This is a genomic window from Devosia sediminis (genome assembly GCF_016411825.1).
Lineage (GTDB): Bacteria > Pseudomonadota > Alphaproteobacteria > Rhizobiales > Devosiaceae > Devosia > Devosia sediminis.
The window spans coordinates 561,822-581,028 of sequence record NZ_JAEKMH010000002.1; the positions used below are offsets into that span (position 1 = coordinate 561,822).

17 protein-coding genes are annotated in these 19,207 nt (G+C 57.1%); 12 read left to right on the forward strand and 5 right to left on the reverse strand.

The annotated features are described in order from the left end of the window. Window positions 1-7: 7 nt before the first annotated feature. Window positions 8-2,038: an aminotransferase class III-fold pyridoxal phosphate-dependent enzyme gene (locus tag JEQ47_RS10025; RefSeq protein ID WP_198876262.1), complete on the reverse strand. Its 2,031-nt coding sequence runs from the start codon at window positions 2,036-2,038 to the stop codon at window positions 8-10. Between the two features lie 6 nt (window positions 2,039-2,044). Then, entirely contained in the window at window positions 2,045-2,641 is a 597-nt protein-coding gene (locus JEQ47_RS10030; protein WP_198876263.1) for a sugar transferase, read from the reverse strand. A gap of 187 nt (window positions 2,642-2,828) precedes the next feature. Between JEQ47_RS10030 and wecB the strand changes: the two genes are divergently transcribed. The 7 genes from wecB to JEQ47_RS10065 all read left to right on the forward strand — a co-directional run bounded on the left by wecB (window position 2,829) and on the right by JEQ47_RS10065 (window position 10,019). Further along, entirely contained in the window at window positions 2,829-3,944 is a 1,116-nt protein-coding gene (gene wecB / locus JEQ47_RS10035; protein ID WP_198876264.1) for a non-hydrolyzing UDP-N-acetylglucosamine 2-epimerase, read from the forward strand. Then, the gene (gene wecC / locus JEQ47_RS10040; RefSeq protein ID WP_198876265.1) at window positions 3,941-5,191 is read left to right on the forward strand and encodes a UDP-N-acetyl-D-mannosamine dehydrogenase; all 1,251 of its coding nucleotides are present in this window, start codon (window positions 3,941-3,943) and stop codon (window positions 5,189-5,191) included. Before wecB ends, wecC begins: the two co-directional genes overlap by 4 nt. A gap of 112 nt (window positions 5,192-5,303) precedes the next feature. Further along, window positions 5,304-6,566 (forward strand): O-antigen ligase family protein, encoded by a 1,263-nt coding sequence (locus JEQ47_RS10045; protein ID WP_198876266.1) that lies wholly within the window; start codon window positions 5,304-5,306, stop codon window positions 6,564-6,566. 66 nt (window positions 6,567-6,632) lie between these two features. Then, entirely contained in the window at window positions 6,633-7,943 is a 1,311-nt protein-coding gene (locus tag JEQ47_RS10050; RefSeq protein WP_198876267.1) for a lipopolysaccharide biosynthesis protein, read from the forward strand. A gap of 143 nt (window positions 7,944-8,086) precedes the next feature. Next, on the forward strand, window positions 8,087-8,710 hold the full coding sequence (gene hisH / locus JEQ47_RS10055) for an imidazole glycerol phosphate synthase subunit HisH (protein ID WP_198876268.1): 624 nt from the start codon (window positions 8,087-8,089) through the stop codon (window positions 8,708-8,710). Continuing rightward, entirely contained in the window at window positions 8,704-9,468 is a 765-nt protein-coding gene (locus JEQ47_RS10060; RefSeq protein WP_198876269.1) for an imidazole glycerol phosphate synthase cyclase subunit, read from the forward strand. Before hisH (JEQ47_RS10055) ends, JEQ47_RS10060 begins: the two co-directional genes overlap by 7 nt. Window positions 9,469-9,491: 23 nt before the next feature. Beyond that, window positions 9,492-10,019 carry a GNAT family N-acetyltransferase gene (locus JEQ47_RS10065; protein ID WP_198876270.1) on the forward strand — a complete coding sequence of 176 codons (528 nt, stop codon included), beginning with the start codon at window positions 9,492-9,494 and terminating at the stop codon, window positions 10,017-10,019. A gap of 59 nt (window positions 10,020-10,078) precedes the next feature. Here the strand turns inward: JEQ47_RS10065 and JEQ47_RS10070 are convergent, their stop codons facing one another. From JEQ47_RS10070 to JEQ47_RS10080, 3 genes are read right to left on the reverse strand one after another with little or no spacing between them, the layout of a single operon-like run. Next, window positions 10,079-11,266 carry an N-acetyl sugar amidotransferase gene (locus tag JEQ47_RS10070; protein WP_198876271.1) on the reverse strand — a complete coding sequence of 396 codons (1,188 nt, stop codon included), beginning with the start codon at window positions 11,264-11,266 and terminating at the stop codon, window positions 10,079-10,081. 11 nt (window positions 11,267-11,277) lie between these two features. Next, on the reverse strand, window positions 11,278-11,862 hold the full coding sequence (locus tag JEQ47_RS10075) for a hypothetical protein (RefSeq protein ID WP_198876272.1): 585 nt from the start codon (window positions 11,860-11,862) through the stop codon (window positions 11,278-11,280). After that, a complete protein-coding gene (locus JEQ47_RS10080) occupies window positions 11,862-13,175 on the reverse strand; it encodes a hypothetical protein (RefSeq protein ID WP_198876273.1) in 1,314 nt (437 codons plus the stop codon). Before JEQ47_RS10080 ends, JEQ47_RS10075 begins: the two co-directional genes overlap by 1 nt. Before the next feature lie 159 nt (window positions 13,176-13,334). Here JEQ47_RS10080 and JEQ47_RS10085 point away from each other — a divergent pair, with 159 nt between their 5' ends. The 5 genes from JEQ47_RS10085 (at window position 13,335) to JEQ47_RS10105 (ending at window position 19,199) form a co-directional block, all read left to right on the forward strand. Next, on the forward strand, window positions 13,335-14,396 hold the full coding sequence (locus tag JEQ47_RS10085) for an acyltransferase family protein (protein ID WP_198876274.1): 1,062 nt from the start codon (window positions 13,335-13,337) through the stop codon (window positions 14,394-14,396). Between the two features lie 164 nt (window positions 14,397-14,560). Then, entirely contained in the window at window positions 14,561-15,700 is a 1,140-nt protein-coding gene (locus tag JEQ47_RS10090) for an N-acetyl sugar amidotransferase (protein WP_198876275.1), read from the forward strand. Next, window positions 15,697-16,308: an imidazole glycerol phosphate synthase subunit HisH gene (hisH, locus tag JEQ47_RS10095; RefSeq protein WP_198876276.1), complete on the forward strand. Its 612-nt coding sequence runs from the start codon at window positions 15,697-15,699 to the stop codon at window positions 16,306-16,308. The genes JEQ47_RS10090 and hisH (JEQ47_RS10095) overlap by 4 nt, the downstream gene beginning before the upstream one ends. Next, window positions 16,309-17,103, forward strand: coding sequence for an AglZ/HisF2 family acetamidino modification protein (locus JEQ47_RS10100; protein WP_198876277.1), 795 nt, complete (start codon window positions 16,309-16,311; stop codon window positions 17,101-17,103). It abuts the gene before it with no gap. Continuing rightward, a complete protein-coding gene (locus tag JEQ47_RS10105; protein WP_236020775.1) occupies window positions 17,100-19,199 on the forward strand; it encodes a bi-domain-containing oxidoreductase in 2,100 nt (699 codons plus the stop codon). The genes JEQ47_RS10100 and JEQ47_RS10105 overlap by 4 nt, the downstream gene beginning before the upstream one ends. Window positions 19,200-19,207: the final 8 nt, after the last annotated feature.

Genomic DNA, 19,207 nt, shown 5'->3' on the forward strand with positions numbered 1-19,207 from the left:
GAACTGCCTAGTTGAGCCGTTTGAAGCCCGCATGGGCAACAGGTCCGTCCAGCAATTCCGATACCGGTTTGCCCGCCTCGCAACTAGCGATCAGGTCGAACACGGGCGCCAGGTTCTCGAAGAACCCGTCCAGAATGGCCGGCGTGTGCGCCAGCGAGGCATAGAGGCTGTTACCGGCCAAGTAGCCTTTCTTCAACATCTCCTGGGTGATCAGGGTCTTGTAAGCCAATGCGTTATCGCTGTTGACCGTGAAGCCACACAATGCCGGGAGTCCCCAATGAGTGATGGAAATCCCTGATGTGTCGGCTAGCCCTTGCCACCGCTTTCGGACGCTGTTCCCGATCTCGGTGATTTTCTCCCAACTGCGCTCGCGCTCCATGACTTCCAGGGTCTTGACGCCAGCGGCCGAGCCGATGCGTTCAGTCCAGAAGGTGGACGAGATGAATGTCGTCTGCGCCGCTTCCATGATCTCGCGTCTGCCGATGATGGCCGCGACTGCATAGCCATTGCCGAGCGTCTTTCCGAACGTGGCCATATCCGGTTCCACGCCGTAGAGCTTGTGCAATCCGCCATAGGTCTGGCGGAAGCCGGAAGTGCATTCGTCGAAAACCAGCACGATGTTGCGCTCGCTGGCACGGCGTCGGACTTCCTCCAGGAAGCCGGGATTTGGCCCCGCATTCCGTGAGACTTCCATGAAGATAACGCCCACTTCCGGGTCGCTGATCGCCGTCTCAAATTCCACCAAATCATTGTACTGGAACGGGCGGATCGAGCCATAGAGCTCCTGCGGAACCCCTTTGGGTTCGAGGCCCGGCAGCAGGTGCCCGGCGAGCGTGTTGCCATTGCCAAGATTGGCGGCGAGATACCAGTCGTGCCAGCCGTGATAGCCACAGAACGCTACCTTGTCCCGTCCACTGGCCGCGCGTGCGATGCGGATAGCTACGGCATTTGCCTCCCCACCCGAGCGTGTGAAGCGGGCCATGTCCGCCCAGGGATGAAGCGCGATGAGCCGCTCGGCCAGATAGACCTCTTCAGGCGCGTTGAACGTCGACAGGTTGCCGCTGGCAACCACCTGCATGACTGCCTCGTCGACCTCGGGATGGCTGTAACCCAGAGTGTTTGTTCCTACGCCCATGAGGAACGTGTCGATATAGGCATTGCCGTCCAGATCCCAGACCGTCGCTCCGCTCGTCTTACTGAAATAGGCGGGCCAGTGCTCTGGCAGCATCATCTCCGCACGTTTGGAAAGCAGCATATTGCCGCCGGGGATGACGTTCTTGGCACGCTTCCAGAGTTTTTGACCCGACCCCATAGTTGCCCCCTCGTTTCTCTTTATGTGCAGGTTGCTCGCGAAGACGCTTTCCTGCGTATTGTTGAGCGCCAGAACATCCCGCCAGCTGAAATGAATATCCGGCGCCTTTGCAGCGAATACGGCGCGCACGACTTCGAGGTCAACCGGCTCGTCCACTGTCCAACGCAGGTGGGACAGATCAACGTCGTTGGTAATGCACACGCGCCGATACCCAGGTGCAGTGCGCAAGTAAGGCGTCACATGCTCATGATCATAAGGTTTGTCCGTCTCGCGCGCTGCCCTTTCCAGTGCCTCGAGCGTGAAGACTTCCACGTCCAAGCCGTCCGGAAAGGTGGCAGGTTCGATATTGCTGGCATAATCGTGCGGGCTGGCTTCAAAGGCCTCTACCACCTGATCGACCAACTCCGGATCAACCAGCGGACAGTCGCCAGTAATTCTGACTACGACATCCGCATCGTAGTTACGCGCAGCGCCCAGGAACCGCTCCAGCACGTCGGTTTCACTGCCGCGCCAAGTCGATATTCCCAGCGTAGCGGCATACTCGACCAGCGGGTCGTTCGCCGCGTCCTCCGATGTGGCAATGACGATTTGGTCGATCCGCCGCGCCGGGCTGAGGCGTTCGACAAGGCGACCGATCAGCGGCATACCATGCAGATCGCGCATTACCTTGCCAGGCAGTCGGGTTGAACCCATCCTTGCCTGGATGATTGCTACCGTCTTGCCCATTCCTGCTTACTTCCCCGTTGCATCCGTGTTCGGTGAGCGCACCTGCTCGGATTGCACGTGGTCTCCTTGTCCCTTGCCCAAAACGGTCGAGATCATGATCCGGATATCCCCGATGAAGGACGCATTGTCGACGTATCTCTGATCGACAGTGGCGAGCCGGACCGGATCGGACATGTCTATATCTTGGATCTGGGCCAATCCGGTGATGCCAGGTCTAACAGCGAATACGCCTCGCGCCCTCCGCTGCTCGACGAGCTCAGTTTGCTGTGGCAAGCAGGGGCGGGGGCCAACGAAACTCATTTCGCCACGCAGCACATTGATGAGCTGGGGTAGTTCATCAAGCTTGCTGCGACGAAGGAAAGCGCCGATCGGTGTCACACTGGCCGACGATACTTGATGCGTCGGCAGATTTGCGGTGGAGGATTGCATGGTGCGGAGCTTGTAGCACGTGAATGGCACCTCACCCCGGCCTACACGGGTCTGCCGGAATATTGCAGGCCCGGGCGAGCCTTTGCGGACCAGGAACATGCAGAAGACGATGACAGGCGATAGGATTACCAGCAGGGCTGCGGCGAGCAGGGTGTCGAACGCAAACTTGATCATGAGAAGTTCCGGTTGCTTCCGTAAGTAGGACGGGCCGCCCAGTGGAAGCTGATAGACCAAAGACTTTAGTGATCCAAGCCATTTTGTCAGGCGGTGCGGCCAGAATTGGGTGGTCTGGAAATTGTGAATGTGCGATCAGTGCCGCCACGTCCGGAGCGGGCAAGCCGACTAGCGAGCCATCGATATAATGCGAATTCTGATTATCTTTGGCACGCGCCCTGAAGCCATCAAAATGGCGCCGGTTGTACGGGCGCTCAAGGCTGATCCCGATTTTGAGTGCTTCGTCTGTGTTACCGGCCAGCACCGTGAAATGTTGGATCAGGTTCTGAAGCTCTTTGAGCTAGATGCCGACTACGATCTGGACATTATGCGACCCGGTCAGGACCTTTTTTCAATTACCACCAGAATTCTGGAGGGCGTCGGCGATGTCGTTCGCAAGGTACGACCTGATAGAATACTCGTGCATGGTGATACCACTACGACCTTGGCTGCGAGCCTGGCGGCGTATTACGAGAGAGTGCCCATTGGTCATGTCGAGGCGGGACTACGCACCGGCGACATTTATTCCCCGTGGCCTGAGGAAGTGAATCGAAAGGTCACGACTGCCATTGCAGACCTGCACCTTGCGCCGACTGCCGCCGCTCGCCAAAACTTGCTGGCTGAATCCGTGCCCGAAAACCGGATTGTGGTAACCGGCAATACAGTCATAGATGCGCTGCAGTGGGTGGTGAAAAGGCTAGACGTTGACAAGGACCTGCAGGACCAGGTGAATTCCGAACTGCCGGCGCTCGATCCGACGCGACGGCTCATTCTTGTCACGGGGCATCGTCGCGAAAGCTTCGGCAGCAAGTTTGAGGCAATCTGCTTGGCGCTTGCTGAACTGGCAAAGCGCGATGACGTGGAAATTGTTTATCCCGTCCATCTCAATCCCAATGTTCAGGAGCCGGTGCGTCGTCTGCTCGGGGAAGTGACCAAAATCCACCTTGTTGCCCCGTTGGACTACCTTCCATTCGTCGCATTGATGAAGCGGTCCTATATGATCTTGACCGACTCCGGCGGTATCCAGGAAGAAGGCCCTTCGCTCGGCAAACCCGTGCTAGTGATGCGCGATACCACTGAGCGGCCTGAGGCGGTTGCCGCGGGCACAGTGCGGCTTACCGGCACGGACACAGCGGCGATTGTCGCCAATGTCACCGAACTGCTCGACAGCACGGTGGCCTATGAAAAGATGAGCCTTTCCCAAGGTCCATACGGTGATGGGACGGCGGCATCGCGAATTGTCGAGGCATTGAGGACCCTATGAGTTTTGAGAAGATTAGCGTCATCGGCCTGGGATACATCGGCCTGCCGACGGCCGCGGTGTTGGCCGCACACGGGCACACGGTTATCGGCGTCGACGTCAATGCTCATGCCGTCGCCACCATCAACTCCGGCAAGGCCCACATTACGGAGCCAGATCTCGATGTGACAGTGCAATCAGCTGTCGCTAGCGGCCGTCTGCGTGCTGTCACCGCGGCGGAACCGGCGGATGCTTTCATCATAGCGGTCCCGACGCCGTTCAAGGATGGCTACGAACCGGATGTCTCCTTCGTCCGCGCGGCGGCGCTGTCAATTGCTCCCGCCCTGCGCCCGGGTAACCTTGTTATCCTGGAATCGACCTCTCCTGTCGGTACAACCTCGGCCTTGTCGGAGTGGCTTGCTGAGGCGCGTCCGGATCTGACGATGCCGTCACGAGCCGGCGAACAGAGCGACATCCATATCGCTTATTGTCCCGAACGTGTGCTTCCAGGAAAGGTTATTCGGGAGCTGGTCGAGAACGATCGCATTATCGGTGGCCTCAGTGATCGATCGACTGACAAGGCGGCGGAATTGTATGCGCTTTTCGTGAAGGGCCTGGCCCTGAAGACCAATGCTCGTACCGCCGAGATGTGCAAGCTCGTGGAAAACTCCTTCCGCGACGTCAATATCGCCTTCGCCAATGAACTATCGATCGTCTGTGCGGGCCTGGGTATCAATGTGTGGGAGCTGATCAAGCTCGCCAACCACCATCCTCGCGTCAATATTCTGCAACCAGGCCCAGGCGTAGGGGGGCATTGCATTGCTGTTGACCCGTGGTTCATCGTTCATTCTTCGCCCGAGCACGCTCGCCTGATCCGCACAGCCCGCGAGGTCAATGACAGCAAGCCCGACTTCGTCATGGCGGAGATCAAGTCTCTGGCCAATCGTTTCAAGGCTCCGCGCATCGCCTGCCTGGGCCTGTCCTTCAAGCCCGATATCGACGATCTCAGGGAGAGCCCGGCCGTCGAGATCGTCAAACAACTCGCACTCGATGCTGTTGGCGAACTGCTAGTCGTTGAGCCGCATGTCAACGCGCTGCCTAAAGAGTTGGCGACGTTGCCGGGCATTCGGCTCACCAGCCTTGCCGAGGCCGTCGAACATGCTGACATCGTGGTCATGCTGGTCAATCATCGAGACTTCAAGGCACTCGACATCCGTCTTCTCACAAACAAGCTGCTAGTTGACACGCGAGGGGAGTGGGCCTCTCGCTGAGCGGAATGTCGACCCGTTGCGACACGATGTGTGAACTCGGCGTCGCTGGCTGTATATATGTAGGCAGGCACCGACGACTAATCGGCAGTCTCAAACAAGCGGATACTAAGCGATGACGGCCGTTCTCTTGCGCGTGGCGCTTTTTGCCGCCTTCCTCATTCCTGTGGCGGTCGGCGATTTCAGCGTCAACTATTCCTTTGTGCTGTACGCTTTGTTCCTCGCCCTGCAAGCAAAGCACCTCGAAAGACCAACCAACCTCATACTCTGGGCAATCGCGGCCTACGGCGCAATTTATCTGGTTGGGCTGGGATTTGATGTTTTCGCACCCGACGGCCTGCTGCTCCGTAGAGGGGTGAGTTTCGCAATCTTCATGACGATGTTTGCATTTGCGCTCGTGCGGTTCGGCGAACTCGAGGTGCGCGCTTTCAAAATCGCCATCGTCGCGGTGTCATTCGGTTTTTCACTTTACGCTATCGCGCGCTTCTACAGCGTGGGGGGCAACGAATATGGTTTCGCCCTTAAGGATGTAACCGGTTCGCAGCGGTACGGGTTCGTCTATCTGCTTGCCATATTCTGCCTGATGTCCGCTTCGGAAGCCGGTCGCTCTTTTCAAGTCTTGCGTTCAGTCTCCCTCTTTGTGGTGCTGGCCGGCCTATTGCTCACTTTCTCGCGCTCGTCAGTGGTGGCCTTTGGCTGCGTTTTGCCGCTCTTTCTGTTGTCCCCACTGGCAATGAGAGGCCGCCAGATGAGCGCCAAACTCGCGATCGTGGGCAGGAGGACGGGCATCGCCGCGCTGTACACGGCTGTATTGCTGGTTGTGTTCCCCGTGGTCTTCCAGTTTTACGGCGACCTCATCCTGTCGCGCTACACGCCGCTGATCGGTGAAAGCCTGGTTGAGGTTGAATCCATGATCAGGCCGGAGCAAATGACCGGCGAGCGCCCTGCGTCGGAAGCTGCAGATGGCGCGTTGCTCGCCGAGGGCTCGGAGGGCACCCGCATCCTGATTTGGAAGTCAATTGTCAACAACACGCTCAACCAACCCCTGACCGGCACAAGTTATCTGGGCGCCTGGGTTCTCGAAAGCGTTCATACCGGTTCGTCCCATAGCCAGTATTTCGACGTCCTGTTGCGAACGGGATTTGTCGGTTGGCTGCTCTATCTTGCCATCATTGTCCAGGTTCTGTTTTTTCTCTGGCGGAAGGAGCCGGGGCTATTCTGGGGCACATTGGCAATGTTGGTTTTTGGTATATTTCACGAGACCTTCAAGGAATCCCAGGGCGCATTCATTCTCGCCTGCCTCATCGGCATGTATGTGTCGCACTGGCGTAAAAGTGCGGGACATGTGCGCACAACACCTGCGGTTTTGCGTGCCTGAGGCCCCAAAGACCTGTCGCGTGTTTCATGGCCAAATCGCAGTGGCTCAGTTGAGAAAGGAACTCGTGTGACAGCAAGGGTAGGTGGCGGCAGCCTCGCCGTGCCGGCATTGGTGTTTCTTTTTGCCAACATCACGATCAAGGCAGGCTATGCGTGCAGTCTCCTGCTATTGGCCTCGATATTGTCGGTCGATGAATATGCTGGATACGGCTTGCTCTACGCCTTGCAGACAGCGGCCACCACGTTGTCGATGACGGGATTGATCGAGATTACCGCAGGTCGACTCCGCCACTACACGCACGAAAGCCGACCTGACCTCTTTCAGCGGGTCACGGGCCTGTTTGTGTTCACCGCGTCGGCAACATTCGTAGTCTTCCTGCCGATCATCCTGTTTATATTCTGGCCCAGGGACCTCGGCGTTGCGGCCCTTTCAGCGACCGCGCTCGGTCTGATTATGGGTCTGGGTTCGCTGCAGGCAAGTTTCCATCGCATTGACGAGCGGCACATGGTGTCCCTGGTCTCGAGCGCAGGTTTGCCGCTGGCCAGTCTTCTCGGGGTCCTGATTGCCGCGTTTTGGCTGCCGCAACTGTGGGTCATCTTCTCATTGGCAGCAGTGTTGGGTTTGCTCGTTGTGAGTGGCCTGTTTGTGACTGGCAAGGTGCCGTCACCAAACCTGCCCACGCGCAGCGAGCTGCCGCATTCGCTGCGTGAAATTTCCCCCTTCGGTGTCGTCAGCGTATTCAGCTGGCTTGGGGGATATGGAATGAGCTTCGTAATCGAATGGCGCTTCGCTCCGATCGCAGTGGCCAGTTACACTTTCCTGTATACGGTGGCCGCCTTAGGGCAGGTTGTCGCCAATTCAATGAACATGGTTTGGTCGCCGCGGTTCTACCGCCTGTTCAACGCTGGTGAACGCGTTCAGGCCGAAACCCAAAGTCGCCGGTTCTTTGCTGTCGAGGCCGCTCTTCTGGGGCTTGCAGGCTCTGTGGCTGTCGCAGCTTTGCCAGTAGTTTGTGATCTCATCGGCGGCAATTTGCAGGCATATGGTCAGAACCGTTGGGAGTTGGCGATGCTGCTGGCGTCCTACGTGATCTCGATACCGGCCTGGCACGCTCAAAACTACTATATGGTTTCGGGCGCAGGACGTGAGTTGATGGTAGTGTCCGTCTGGGCCGCTATCATCGGCTTTGCTTTATGGATAGTCAGTATTCTGCTGTTCGGCGAATCCGCTATTTACTTCGGCTTTGCGCTTCAAGCCGCCGTACGCTCAGGGGTTTTGTGGTCCACGGCGCGTTTGCGGTGGACTTTAACTGCGCCGTGGGTGGCCATCGTGCTCGCTAGTGCTGTGCCATTCATCGCGCTGGCACTGCCCGGTTAGTGGCTTGAGCGTTTGTTGGTCGGGCGATGGCATGGGCCAGTTTGATGGCGCAATGGTATGAAGCCTATGGCATTTTAGAGCTTTGAGATGCTCTGGAGGGACGCTTCGTCTCACAGGGGTGAGTTGGCAGGTGGAAGAATTAGATGGAACGGATCGGTATCCTCAGAATGCCCTTGGGCAATCTTCAATCCGTGTGGAATGCTCTCTATACCTCTGGATTCGATCCCGAGTTCGTGGACGAGCACTCCAATTTCGACGACTTTAGCCACCTCATCATACCCGGCGTAGGTCACTTCAAGGCCGTGATGGATCATTTGCACGACAAGGATTTGCCCAAACGAATCCTGGATTTCGCAGCAAGCGGCAGGCCGACCTTAGGCATCTGTGTAGGAATGCAACTACTGGGCTTATCGAGTACCGAAGGCGATGTGGAGACTCAAGGATTGGGGCTCGTCAACGGCATGGTCACGCGCCTTCCGACCGAGGGGCAAGTCTTGCCGCATGTGGGATGGAGCACCGTGGAGTTCAAAAGGAGCCATCCGGTAACGGAGCAGCTGAAGCAGGGGCGAGACTATTATTTCGTGCACTCCTACGCCATGACGGCAGAAATTGAGGATCCGGTGATCGGTGTCAGCTCCTATGGACGCGACTTCGTTTCCATCGTTGGCCAGGACAATGTCGTGGGCTTTCAGTTTCACCCGGAAAAGAGCCAGGCCAATGGACTGCAATTGCTGACAAACTTCGCATACTGGGACGGAAAATGCTGAAAAAGCGGATCATTCCGATCCAACTGCTTAATGGGGGCAGGCTGGTCAAGTCGATAGAGTTCGGTGGCTTCAGGGATGTTGGTGACCCCGTAAAGAGCTCCTCCGTCTACAATTCTCAGTTTGCCGACGAATTGATCCTCTTGAATGTCGCGCGCGAGCCAAGATCGATTGCCAGTCTGCTGGACGTCGTCGTCGAGGTGTCAAAGGTGAGCTTCATGCCACTGGCCATCGGGGGAGGGATTGCATCGAGTCATGACGCTGCAGCCTTGATCCGCAATGGCGCTGACAAAGTAGTCATGAACACGGTGGCTTATCGCAATCTCAATGTGATCACGGAGACCGCTAACCGTTTTGGTTCGCAGGCCGTCATTGTCAGTATCGACGTCCGGTGGGACCCTTCCATGAATGACTACGTGCTCTATAGCAATTGCGGAATGACTACCGAGCACGTCACACTTGAACAGCATATCGGTCGCGTTATCGGTGCCGGCGCTGGCGAGATCATGGTGCAGTCCATTGATCGTGACGGCAGCATGAGTGGCTTTGATACGAAGCTGATAAATCGCGCAATGGCGGTGTCGCCGGCCCCCGTAATCGGCGCCGGGGGATCGGGCAACTACGACCAGTTGAGAGAGGCTTTTCTTGAGACCGGGGTGAGCGCCCTTGCCTGCGGCAGCCTGTTCAATTTCTCCGATTCAAACCCGCTTCGCGCCAAAGCCTTCCTTGCCAATTACGGACTTCCCTTCAAGAAGGTGTAAAAGTGATCATTAGAACAGAGCGCTTGGAACTGCGCCGCTTGCAGGTGGAAGACATCACGCCAGCCTATGTGGGTTGGCTGTCTGATCCCGAGGTTACTCGGTATCTTGAGACGCGGCATTCGGCGCAGACGGAAGAGAGTGTCCGGCAGTTTGTCGCAAGGATGGCACAAGCTGATGACGAGTTTCTTTTTGGCATCTTCCTGCCGGAAGGCCGTCATATCGGGAACATCAAAGTCGGGCCGATACGGCGCTATCACCGGCTAGCAGATGTGAGTTTGCTGATAGGCGAGGCGGACTGCCGCGGACGCGGCTACGCCGCCGAAGCTATCGCCGGTGTCAGCCGGTTCGCTTTCGCGGAACTGCCGGTGGAAAAACTGAGTGCAAGCATGTATGCCCCCAACCAGGCCTCAGCCAAAGCGTTCATCCGCGCAGGCTTCAGGCAGGAGGGGTTACGGATTGGACACTACGATCTAGATGGGAAAAGGTGCGACCTCATCGAACTTGGAGCGCTGCCCGAAGACTTGTCCCGCGCTGAAAAGGGCGCCGCTTAGTGGCAGCGCCCTGGACATCCCTTCTCCGGACGAGTCGACGTTGGTGACATGACCGACGTTTAGAGATTCGGCCTGATTCCGCGACTGTCTTCGTCCTCGCGGAACCAGTTGTCAAAGTCCCAGGTCTTCGGCGCCCACTCGTTTTTATTGAAGTCGGGTTGGTGGGGTGCCACCACCGTTTGGGTCACGACATCATTGAATTCAGCTTCGGTGAGCCCGACGTATTCGAGGAAAAGCTCGAGAGAAGGCGGCTTGCGGCCTTCATACTGATCGACGAGTTCCTGCCCACGCTCTTTCGAAATGCGGCCGTTGCGAAGGTCGAGCGCGACCATCTGGCTGACGCGGCTGTAGCCTCGCTTGAGGTACTTGATATAGTCGCGCGTGCCCTGCATGAAGCACTCGATCTTCTCGTAAGGATACTCTTCCCAGGGCATGCCTTCCACTTGCTCGCCCTTCCAGCCAAGCTCCCGCTGGATCAGCTCGACGTTTTTCTTGACGTCCCACGGAATGTAAGATCCCAGGCAGACAGACTGGTAGCGGATACGGTTGAGATCACGGGCGGCCGGATAGGTATAGGGCTTGAGATCGCGAGGATCTAACGCGAAATCTCCGCTTATCATCCCCTCCATGTCTTCTGCGGTGATCCCAAGATTGACGAATTTGTTGAAGCGCGTCTCATCCACGCGCTCGATCTCGTCGTCCGCATAGTCGTAGTACTGGGTGTATTCCGATGAAGGTTCACCCCAGAAGACCAGCGGGACCTCAAACTTGATGGCTATGTGCATCGGGTAGGAGAAAATGCCGGTATGGCAGTGCCAGCAGAAATCGCCCTTGCGCTTAAGAGATTCCAGCATCAGCCGCTTCACCACGCGCCAGTTGGGGGTGAAGTTGAGCACGTCGACGCCAAGCTTCTTGAATGTGCGCGTGTTATTTTCAATCAGGGTGTCGCGCATGAAACCGTGGTCAAAGCGCACAACCAAGGGCTTAATCTTGTACTCGCGCATGAGGTAAAGCAGCGTGTACGTGGAGTCTTTGCCGCCCGAAAACGGGATAATGCAGTCGTAGTCGTGCTTGCCGCGATGACGCTCGATCAATTCGTCGAGTTGCTTTTTCCGGCTCGTCCAGTCGATCTTCTCGTCGCGGACCTCTTTGTTCCGACAGACATTGCAGACGCCAGCCTTGTCGAACTCAATGGTCTCGTAGGTTTCCGGAAGCAGGCAACTTCCGCACTTCTTAAGCTCCAGCATGGCAGCTCCAATCAAGATTGTCTGGTAGTGTCGAGCGCAACCCGATCAGGGTCGCGCTCCGGGGTGTTCAGGCGTCTGTCGAACTTCCTGCTATGCAGGAGAAGTATCCCACCAATGGCCAGCATGAAAGCCCACGCAATCGACATGGAAGTGGCTTCTCCTGGGCCGCCGACAGGAATCGCCGATACAGTTTCAGTTTGAAGCTTGCGTACCCATTCCTCCGCCTCCGGGGACGCCGTCGTCCCCTGGGCCCCCACACTTGCCTTGGCAATGTCTTCGAGCGTGGTGCGGGCGGCAGTCAATCGGTCGCGAGTCTCTTCGAGGGTTGGCCCAGTCAGCATCAGGAACTGGTTGGCATGAGCGTCGGAAACTCTTTCGATGTCGGCCGGCAATGCATCAACGGCCTCTCTGAATCCCGCAACCTCTTCAGTCGGCATGTAGATGTAGGTCCACCCACGCGCCAGCGGGGGATTGAAGTGTGACGCGATAGGATATGCCACGACACCAGCCAGAGCGGCGGCGACAAGCGGGACAAACCACCAGCGCATGATCGCACCGGACCATTCTCGCTTGAGCGTTTCAGTGTCGATATGCACTACCGTATATTCCCTTGATGAGGGCCGCCATCGTCCGCCGGTTCGTGCGATGGATACCGTCCGTATACAAGGTTGATGAAATCCGTCACAGGGTCTTTCAGTTCGCTGATGTCAGGTTTGCCGGTGCGTCCTGTCTGAACCCGGAGGTCCGCCAAAGCCTTTTCGTCTCGGTCGAGGTCAGCATTGAACTGCACTGCAGGATAGCTGAGCAATGGCTCATAGTAGGGCAGGTCGACAGGGATACGATGGCTGTCCAAGATGAGAATCTTTTTCTGAAGAATGACCGCGATATAGAGCAGCGATGACGACGTGCCGCAGATAAGTTCTGACGTTATGAGCCCGCCTACGCCCCCAGCAGTATCAATCTCGATATTGAGGTCCGCACACATGAATTGCGTGAACTCGTCGGGTTCTCCGGGATGTGGACGATAGATCAGGCTATCATAGCCCGCGGCAAGGACGAGATCGCGCAGCTTCTGGACCATATCCTTGTAGATGCTCGCCAGTGGCTCCTCAAAGTACTCGGTATAGGGGCTGGAGACAAAATAGGCGATCCGCTGCGAAGAAGGAGCTAGGTCAGGATTGCTTTGCAGGTGAGACGTAAGTTTCGCGACATCGAGCGTGCCTGAGGTGACAAAGCGCGAGCCGTCAACAATACGCCCATAGTTCTTGTGATAGTGGTCAGTCAGGCTCGCATCGTAGATGATCAGCGTATCAATCGCCCGGGCGTAGTAATCCTGAGTGGCGGCCGCAGGCTTCCATTGCCAATAGAAGTAGTTGCCGATCAGTGCGCGATATGTGGCAATCGCGGTCCGAAGGTCGGCGGACACCACGCCCTCGCGGCGGAACGCAAAATGAAAGCGCCAGAAAAAATTCGTGTAGTAAGCGACGCGCGGCAGCTTGAAAAATAATCTCCGCAGCTTTGCGACAAAGCCTGTCGGTGTGTCGGTGACCGGGGGCGCGTCGCGAAGGAAGAAGATGCCGTGCGGAATGAAGTAGCTGGGCACCTTTCGATGCTTTGCGTAGATCAGTGCGGTCCGATCTTCGATGTGATGCAGCGAAGTGACTAGCAGGGCGTCGGGCTTGATGCGGTCAAAAAGGGTCTTGAAATCATAGTCGAAATCCGAAAAGTCGCGAACCCAGTCCAGTGCTGGATATTTGACCTTGAAGTCCTGGTATTCTCGCGCCGGTGCGCCTGTTTGCATCGATGACGTATGAACAAAGATCAAATTTATCGAGGGGTCTCGACTCACGATATCTTTGACATAGGTGAAACCCGGCAGCCAACAGTCGAACGCCAAGATCGTCTTCATTTCAGATACATATTCCAAAGTTACGCAGCCACCTGTCTGTCGCCGAGGCGGTGTAGCGATAAATCCAATGCCGAGGTTGGGAACTGGCTTATCCGATGGCCTGATTGCATGCTAGTCAAGCGGTTCGGGCGGCCACTGCCCTTCGATCACGAGGCCAGAATGAGCGTAGTCGCATCCGACACCTATCGAGTAGCTTCTTCCGGGGTGGCTCATCGCAACAACTTCAATCTGATCCGTCTGCTTGCCGCCATCCAGGTCATGGTCGTACATACGCTCAATCATTTTGAGGTCACCGGTTACGCGGTCGACGCCCTCAAGATTGTCCCTGGTGTTCCCGTATTCTTCTTCATCAGCGGCTATCTCATCGGCGGTAGTTACATCCGTACCCATGGACGGGGGCTGAGTGCATACGCCGCCAATCGCGCGCTGCGGATATTCCCCGCACTTTGGGTCTGCGTCGTGTTGTCCACGCTCAGCGTATTCGCGATGGGATACATGGCTTGCATAAGCGTCAATCCCTTTCAACTGCTCGTCTGGGTGGCCGGGCAAGCCTCGTTCCTGCAGTTTTACAATCCTGAATTCATGCGAGGCTATGGTGCCGGCGTGTTGAATGGGGCGCTCTGGACCATCTCCGTCGAATTGCAGTTCTATATCCTGGCGCCCCTGATCTTTCTGGCGTTCATGCGAGTGAAGATATTGGCTGCGGCAGTGTTTGTTGTTTCGATCGTCGCGAATATCTATTTCCGCGAGTTCGCCAACTGGGACAGCTTTGTCAACAAGATCGTCTACGTGACGTTTCTGCCCTGGGTTTACATGTTCATGGTCGGGTTTGCCGTCGCCTATTGGCGACCGATCCAGGCTTGGCTGTTGAAAGTGCCCTATGTCGTTCTGATTCTAGCCTATGTTGCCTCGATGTTCTTGATCGGCAACTACACGATCAATGCCCAGAACTCAATCAATCCCCTGTCATTCCTGCTGATCGCCGCCCTGATCTTCAAGCTAGGCTATGCCCGCATCCCGCTGGCTGACGATGTGAATGATTTTGTGCGTAGGAACGACTTTTCCTACGGTATCTATCTCTTTCATATGCCGGTCATAAATGCGTTTCTGTATGCCGGAGCCGGGCTATGGTCGATTTGGGCTATCATGGCAGTGACCATCCTCCTGGGTGTCGCATCCTGGTATCTGGTCGAGCGGCCTGCTTTGTCATTCAAGCGCTAAGGCCCCCGCCTCGAAATATCCAGTCCCGGCGCATGGAAAATCGGCAGCCAATCCGCTCGTCGGTAGAGGTTGTGCAGACCAAGCGGCCTAATGTATGAACCGGTCTAGAGTGCGGCGCATGCTCCGTGCGGCACGAAGACCCTTTTACTGCTCAAGCGGAATCCATGAACACCAGGCCCTACCAGATCTGCACCAATTGCGTCATGGACACGACGGACTCGGCGATTTCATTCGACGAGCATGGGGTTTGCGATCACTGCCGAACCTTCCGTTCCGAGACATTGCCGAACTGGAAGACTGGCGAGGCCGGGCTCGCCGAAATTCAAGCGGTGGTCGAAAAGATCAAACTGGCCGGCAAGGGTAAGGACTTCGACTGCATCATTGGTATGAGCGGCGGTATCGACAGTTCCTACCTCACTTACATCGCCAAGGAACAATTTGGCTTGCGGCCTCTCGTGTTTCATGTCGATGCCGGCTGGAATTCCCAGATCGCGGTCAACAACATCGAGCGACTGGTCGATGGCCTTGGCCTCGATCTGTACACCGAGGTAATCGACTGGCCGGAGATGCGCGACCTGCAATTGGCATTCTTCAAGTCGGGCGTCCCCCACATCGATACTCCGCAGGATAACGCCTTCTTCGCCACGATGTACAAGTTCGCCGAGCAATACGGGGTCAAGTACATCCTGACGGGAGCAAACCTGTCGACCGAGTGTGTGCGCAATCCTGTCGAGTGGATGTATTACCAGTCCGACGCCATCCAACTACGCGACATTCACGGCCAATTCGGCACGCGGCCGCTGAAGAAGTATCCGGTAACATCCATTCTCTGGCACAAGCTGGTGCTGCCGTATCTCAAAGGCATCAAGGTTGTTCGTCCGCTCAACTTCGTGCCCTATCACAAGCAGGATGCCATCGACCTGCTGACCAGCCGTTTTGGCTGGCAGCCCTATCCGCAAAAGCACTTCGAGTCGCGCTTTACCCGCTTTTATGAGAGCTACTGGCTGCCTGAACGCTTTGGCTACGATGTGCGTCGCGTGCAGTATTCGAGCCTCATTCTCACCGGTCAGATGACGCGAGAGGAGGCAATCGAGAAGCTCAAGTCGTCTCCCTACGACCCTCAGACCATCGGCAATGATAAAGAATTCGTCGCGAGCAAGCTCGGCATCAGCGTGGCTGAACTTGATGGATTCATGGCACTGCCGAAGAAGACGTACAAAGATTACAAGTCTCAGAGCCAAATCTACAATATCGGCGCCAGCGTCATGAAGGCAGTCGGACTGGAGGTCGGCGGCAAGCGATGATCCGAATTGTAAAGTACGGTTTGGGGAATGTCGCGGCCTTCGCCAATATCTATCGGCAGCTCAACATAGAATGTTCTACAGCTGAAACGGCAGAAGAACTGGAGAGCGCCAGCAAGATAATTCTCCCCGGGGTTGGCGCTTTCGATTGGGCCATGCATTTGCTGGACCAATCGGGTATGCGCAATTGCCTGGACGACATGGTGCTCAATCGTAAGGTTCCGGTTCTTGGCGTCTGCGTCGGTATGCAGATGATGGCCAATTCCAGCGAAGAAGGCTCACTGCCGGGACTGCGCTGGATCGATGCCGATGTCCGGCGATTTGACGAAAGCCAGTTCACTGACCGGACGCACCTGCCGCATATGGGGTGGAGTACGGCCCACCCGAGCGATGAAAAGACCCTGTTTCGCGATATGCCTGATCCGCGCTTCTATTTCTTACATTCCTACCTGTTTGCGCCGCATCGTCCGCAGGACACCTTGGCACATACCGACTACGGCACGCGTTTTGCGTCAGCTGTGCAGGTGGACAATATCTTCGGAGTGCAATTCCACCCCGAGAAGAGCCATCAATGGGGCATCAAGCTCCTGCAAAATTTCGCGGAGCTATAAGTGGTCCAGCCTCGCATCATTCCCTGCCTGCTCGTCCATGAAGGCGGGCTGGTGAAGACGACACGTTTCGCCGATCCCAAATACGTGGGTGACCCGATCAATGCGGTGCGCATCTTCAATGAAAAGGAAGTCGACGAACTGATCGTCGTCGATATCGATGCAACTCGCGAGGGCCGCGAACCCAACTACCAGATGATCGCTGATCTGGCTAACGAATGCCGTATGCCACTCTGCTACGGTGGTGGTGTGAAGACTGCGGAGCAGGTGCAGCGCATCATTGGCTTTGGTGTTGAAAAGGTTGCCCTGAGCGCGGCCGCTGTTGCTCGGCCAGAACTGGTCACCGAGGCGGCGCGCCAAGTGGGCAGTCAAAGTCTCGTCGTCGTCCTGGACGTGGCCCGCACCGGCCTTTTGCGCCGCTACGAGGTCATGACTCACAATGGCACGGTCAAGACTGGGCTTGATCCCGTCAATTGGGCCAAGCGTCTCGAGCAGCTGGGCGCTGGCGAAGTCGTCGTCAATTCCATAGATCGCGACGGCCTTATGCAGGGGTATGACCTTGAACTGGCCAGCCGCATCCGGGAGGCAATCACATTGCCTATGACGCTTCTTGGCGGCGCGGGCTCGCTGGCCGATATCGAAGATTTGGTTTGTACGCACCGCGTCATAGGTGCTGCCGCAGGTAGCCTGTTCGTCTTCAAGGGAAAGTACCGCGCCGTGCTGATCAACTATCCCAATCGTTCCGAAAAGAATGCCCTTTTCGAGCGTGCTCTTGGATTGGCCGAGGTGAAGGCATGAAACAGGTCCTCCAATCGCTGCGTACGGGGACCACCGAAGTGGCCGACGTGCCCGCCCCGGGCCCTCGCGCCGGTCACCTTCTCGTCGAGACCTCTTGCACGCTGGTGTCCGCCGGTACTGAGCGCATGCTTGTGGACTTCGGCAAGGCAGGCCTGCTCGCCAAGGCGCGCCAGCAGCCGGAGCGTGTTCGTGACGTGCTCAACAAAATGCGTACCGATGGCGTCATGCCCACGCTGGAAGCAGTATTCAACAAACTCGACGAACCTCTGCCGCTTGGCTACTGCAATGTCGGTCGCGTGCTGGCCGGTGATGTTGCGGGCGATCTCAAGGTCGAAACTGGCGCGCGCGTGATATCCAATGGCAAGCATGCCGGTGTCGTCAGCGTGCCGTCGAACCTTTGTGCGCTGGTCCCCGACACGGTCACGGACGAGGAAGCCTCGTTCACCGTTCTCGCGGCCATTGCCCTGCAGGGAATAAGGTTGATTGCCCCGACCCTGGGTGAAACGGTTGTCGTGTCAGGCCTGGGGCTGATCGGACTGGTGGCGGTGCAACTTCTGCGCGCACACGGATGCCGCGTACTTGGCATCGATTTTGATCCGCAACGACTAGCCATGGCCCGGCAGTTCGGCGCCGAAACCGTCAATCTGGCTGCTGGCGAGGACGCGGTGGCGGCGGCTCAAGCTTTCTCTCGCGGCCGTGGCGTGGATGCCGTCTTGATCACCGCTTCGACCAAGAGCAGCGAGCCGGTTCATCAGGCGGCCCTCATGAGCCGCCAACGCGGGCGTATCGTTCTTGTCGGCGTGACCGGCCTCGAACTGTCGCGTGCAGATTTCTACGAAAAGGAGCTGACGTTCCAAGTCTCGTGCTCCTATGGGCCTGGGAGGTACGATCCCACCTACGAGGAGAAGGGTAACGACTATCCAGTCGGCTTTGTCCGGTGGACCGAGCAGCGGAACTTCGAGGCCGTACTCGACATGATGGCGACGGGCCAGATCGACGTAAAGCAGTTGATCTCGCATCGGTTTGCCATTGCCGAGGCCGAGGCGGCATATGACGTTGTGTCCGGCAGCGAGCCTTCCTTAGGTATTCTCCTCTCTTATCCGGCTCATGCGGTGAGTGCGGAGAGAACCGTCCAGCTGACGCCGACACAGGCCGAAGCCGGACCGGCAACAGTCAGCTTCATTGGCGCCGGCAAATATTCGACGGCAGTTCTGATCCCCGCCTTCAAGGCTGCCGGTGCCGAACTACGTTCTATTGCATCCAATGCCGGTGTCACGGGACTGCACGCCGGCAGGAAGTTCGGCTTCTCCGAGACGACGACTGACACGGACGCGTTGCTGGCCGACAAGCAGACCGAGGCTGTGGTCGTGACCACCAGGCACGACAGCCATGCCCGCTTCGTCAACCAGGCGCTGCGCGCCGGTAAGCACGTTTTTGTCGAAAAGCCACTCTGCCTGACCGGACCGGAGCTCGACGATATCGTAGCCTCGCGTTCCGCTGGCAAGTCTATTGTCATGGTTGGGTTCAATCGGCGCTTTGCGCCGCATGTCAGGAAGATCAAGGACCTGCTGGCGTCAGTCGGCACTCCGAAGTCGTTCGTCATGACGGTCAATGCCGGCTCTATCCCCAGCGAACACTGGACCCAGGATGCCACCATTGGTGGAGGCCGGATCCTGGGTGAGGCTTGCCACTTCATCGATCTTTTGCGTTTTCTGGCGGGTCACCCCATCGTCGATGCACAGCGTGTCGATATGGATAGCACGAATGGCGATACGGTCACCTTGACCATGCGGTTCGCCGATGGATCGCTCGGTACAGTTCATTATTTTGCCAATGGGAACAAAGCCTTTCCCAAGGAACGGTTGGAGGTATTTGCCGCCGGTCGCATCCTGCAGCTTGACAACTTTCGGAAGTTGACCGGCTTCGGTTGGCCGGGTTTCAAGAGTTGGCGGCTATGGCGTCAGGACAAGGGGCAGCGGGCCTGCGCCGAGGCGTTTGTAGGCGCGATCCGAAATGGCGGAGAATCACCGATCCCCTTCGACGAAATCGTGGAAGTAAGTCGCGTCACGATCGACCTCGCCCAAGCTGGGAAATAACAGCGCCG

Coding starts and splice junctions, on each gene's coding strand:
- JEQ47_RS10025 (WP_198876262.1), bottom strand. CDS start 2,038: ATGGGCAAGACGGTAGCAATCATCCAGGCAAGGATGGGTTCAACCCGA.
- JEQ47_RS10030 (WP_198876263.1), bottom strand. CDS start 2,641: ATGATCAAGTTTGCGTTCGACACCCTGCTCGCCGCAGCCCTGCTGGTA.
- wecB (WP_198876264.1), top strand. CDS start 2,829: ATGCGAATTCTGATTATCTTTGGCACGCGCCCTGAAGCCATCAAAATG.
- wecC (WP_198876265.1), top strand. CDS start 3,941: ATGAGTTTTGAGAAGATTAGCGTCATCGGCCTGGGATACATCGGCCTG.
- JEQ47_RS10045 (WP_198876266.1), top strand. CDS start 5,304: ATGACGGCCGTTCTCTTGCGCGTGGCGCTTTTTGCCGCCTTCCTCATT.
- hisH (WP_198876268.1), top strand. CDS start 8,087: ATGGAACGGATCGGTATCCTCAGAATGCCCTTGGGCAATCTTCAATCC.
- JEQ47_RS10060 (WP_198876269.1), top strand. CDS start 8,704: ATGCTGAAAAAGCGGATCATTCCGATCCAACTGCTTAATGGGGGCAGG.
- JEQ47_RS10070 (WP_198876271.1), bottom strand. CDS start 11,266: ATGCTGGAGCTTAAGAAGTGCGGAAGTTGCCTGCTTCCGGAAACCTAC.
- JEQ47_RS10080 (WP_198876273.1), bottom strand. CDS start 13,175: ATGAAGACGATCTTGGCGTTCGACTGTTGGCTGCCGGGTTTCACCTAT.
- JEQ47_RS10085 (WP_198876274.1), top strand. CDS start 13,335: ATGAGCGTAGTCGCATCCGACACCTATCGAGTAGCTTCTTCCGGGGTG.
- JEQ47_RS10090 (WP_198876275.1), top strand. CDS start 14,561: ATGAACACCAGGCCCTACCAGATCTGCACCAATTGCGTCATGGACACG.
- hisH (WP_198876276.1), top strand. CDS start 15,697: ATGATCCGAATTGTAAAGTACGGTTTGGGGAATGTCGCGGCCTTCGCC.
- JEQ47_RS10105 (WP_236020775.1), top strand. CDS start 17,100: ATGAAACAGGTCCTCCAATCGCTGCGTACGGGGACCACCGAAGTGGCC.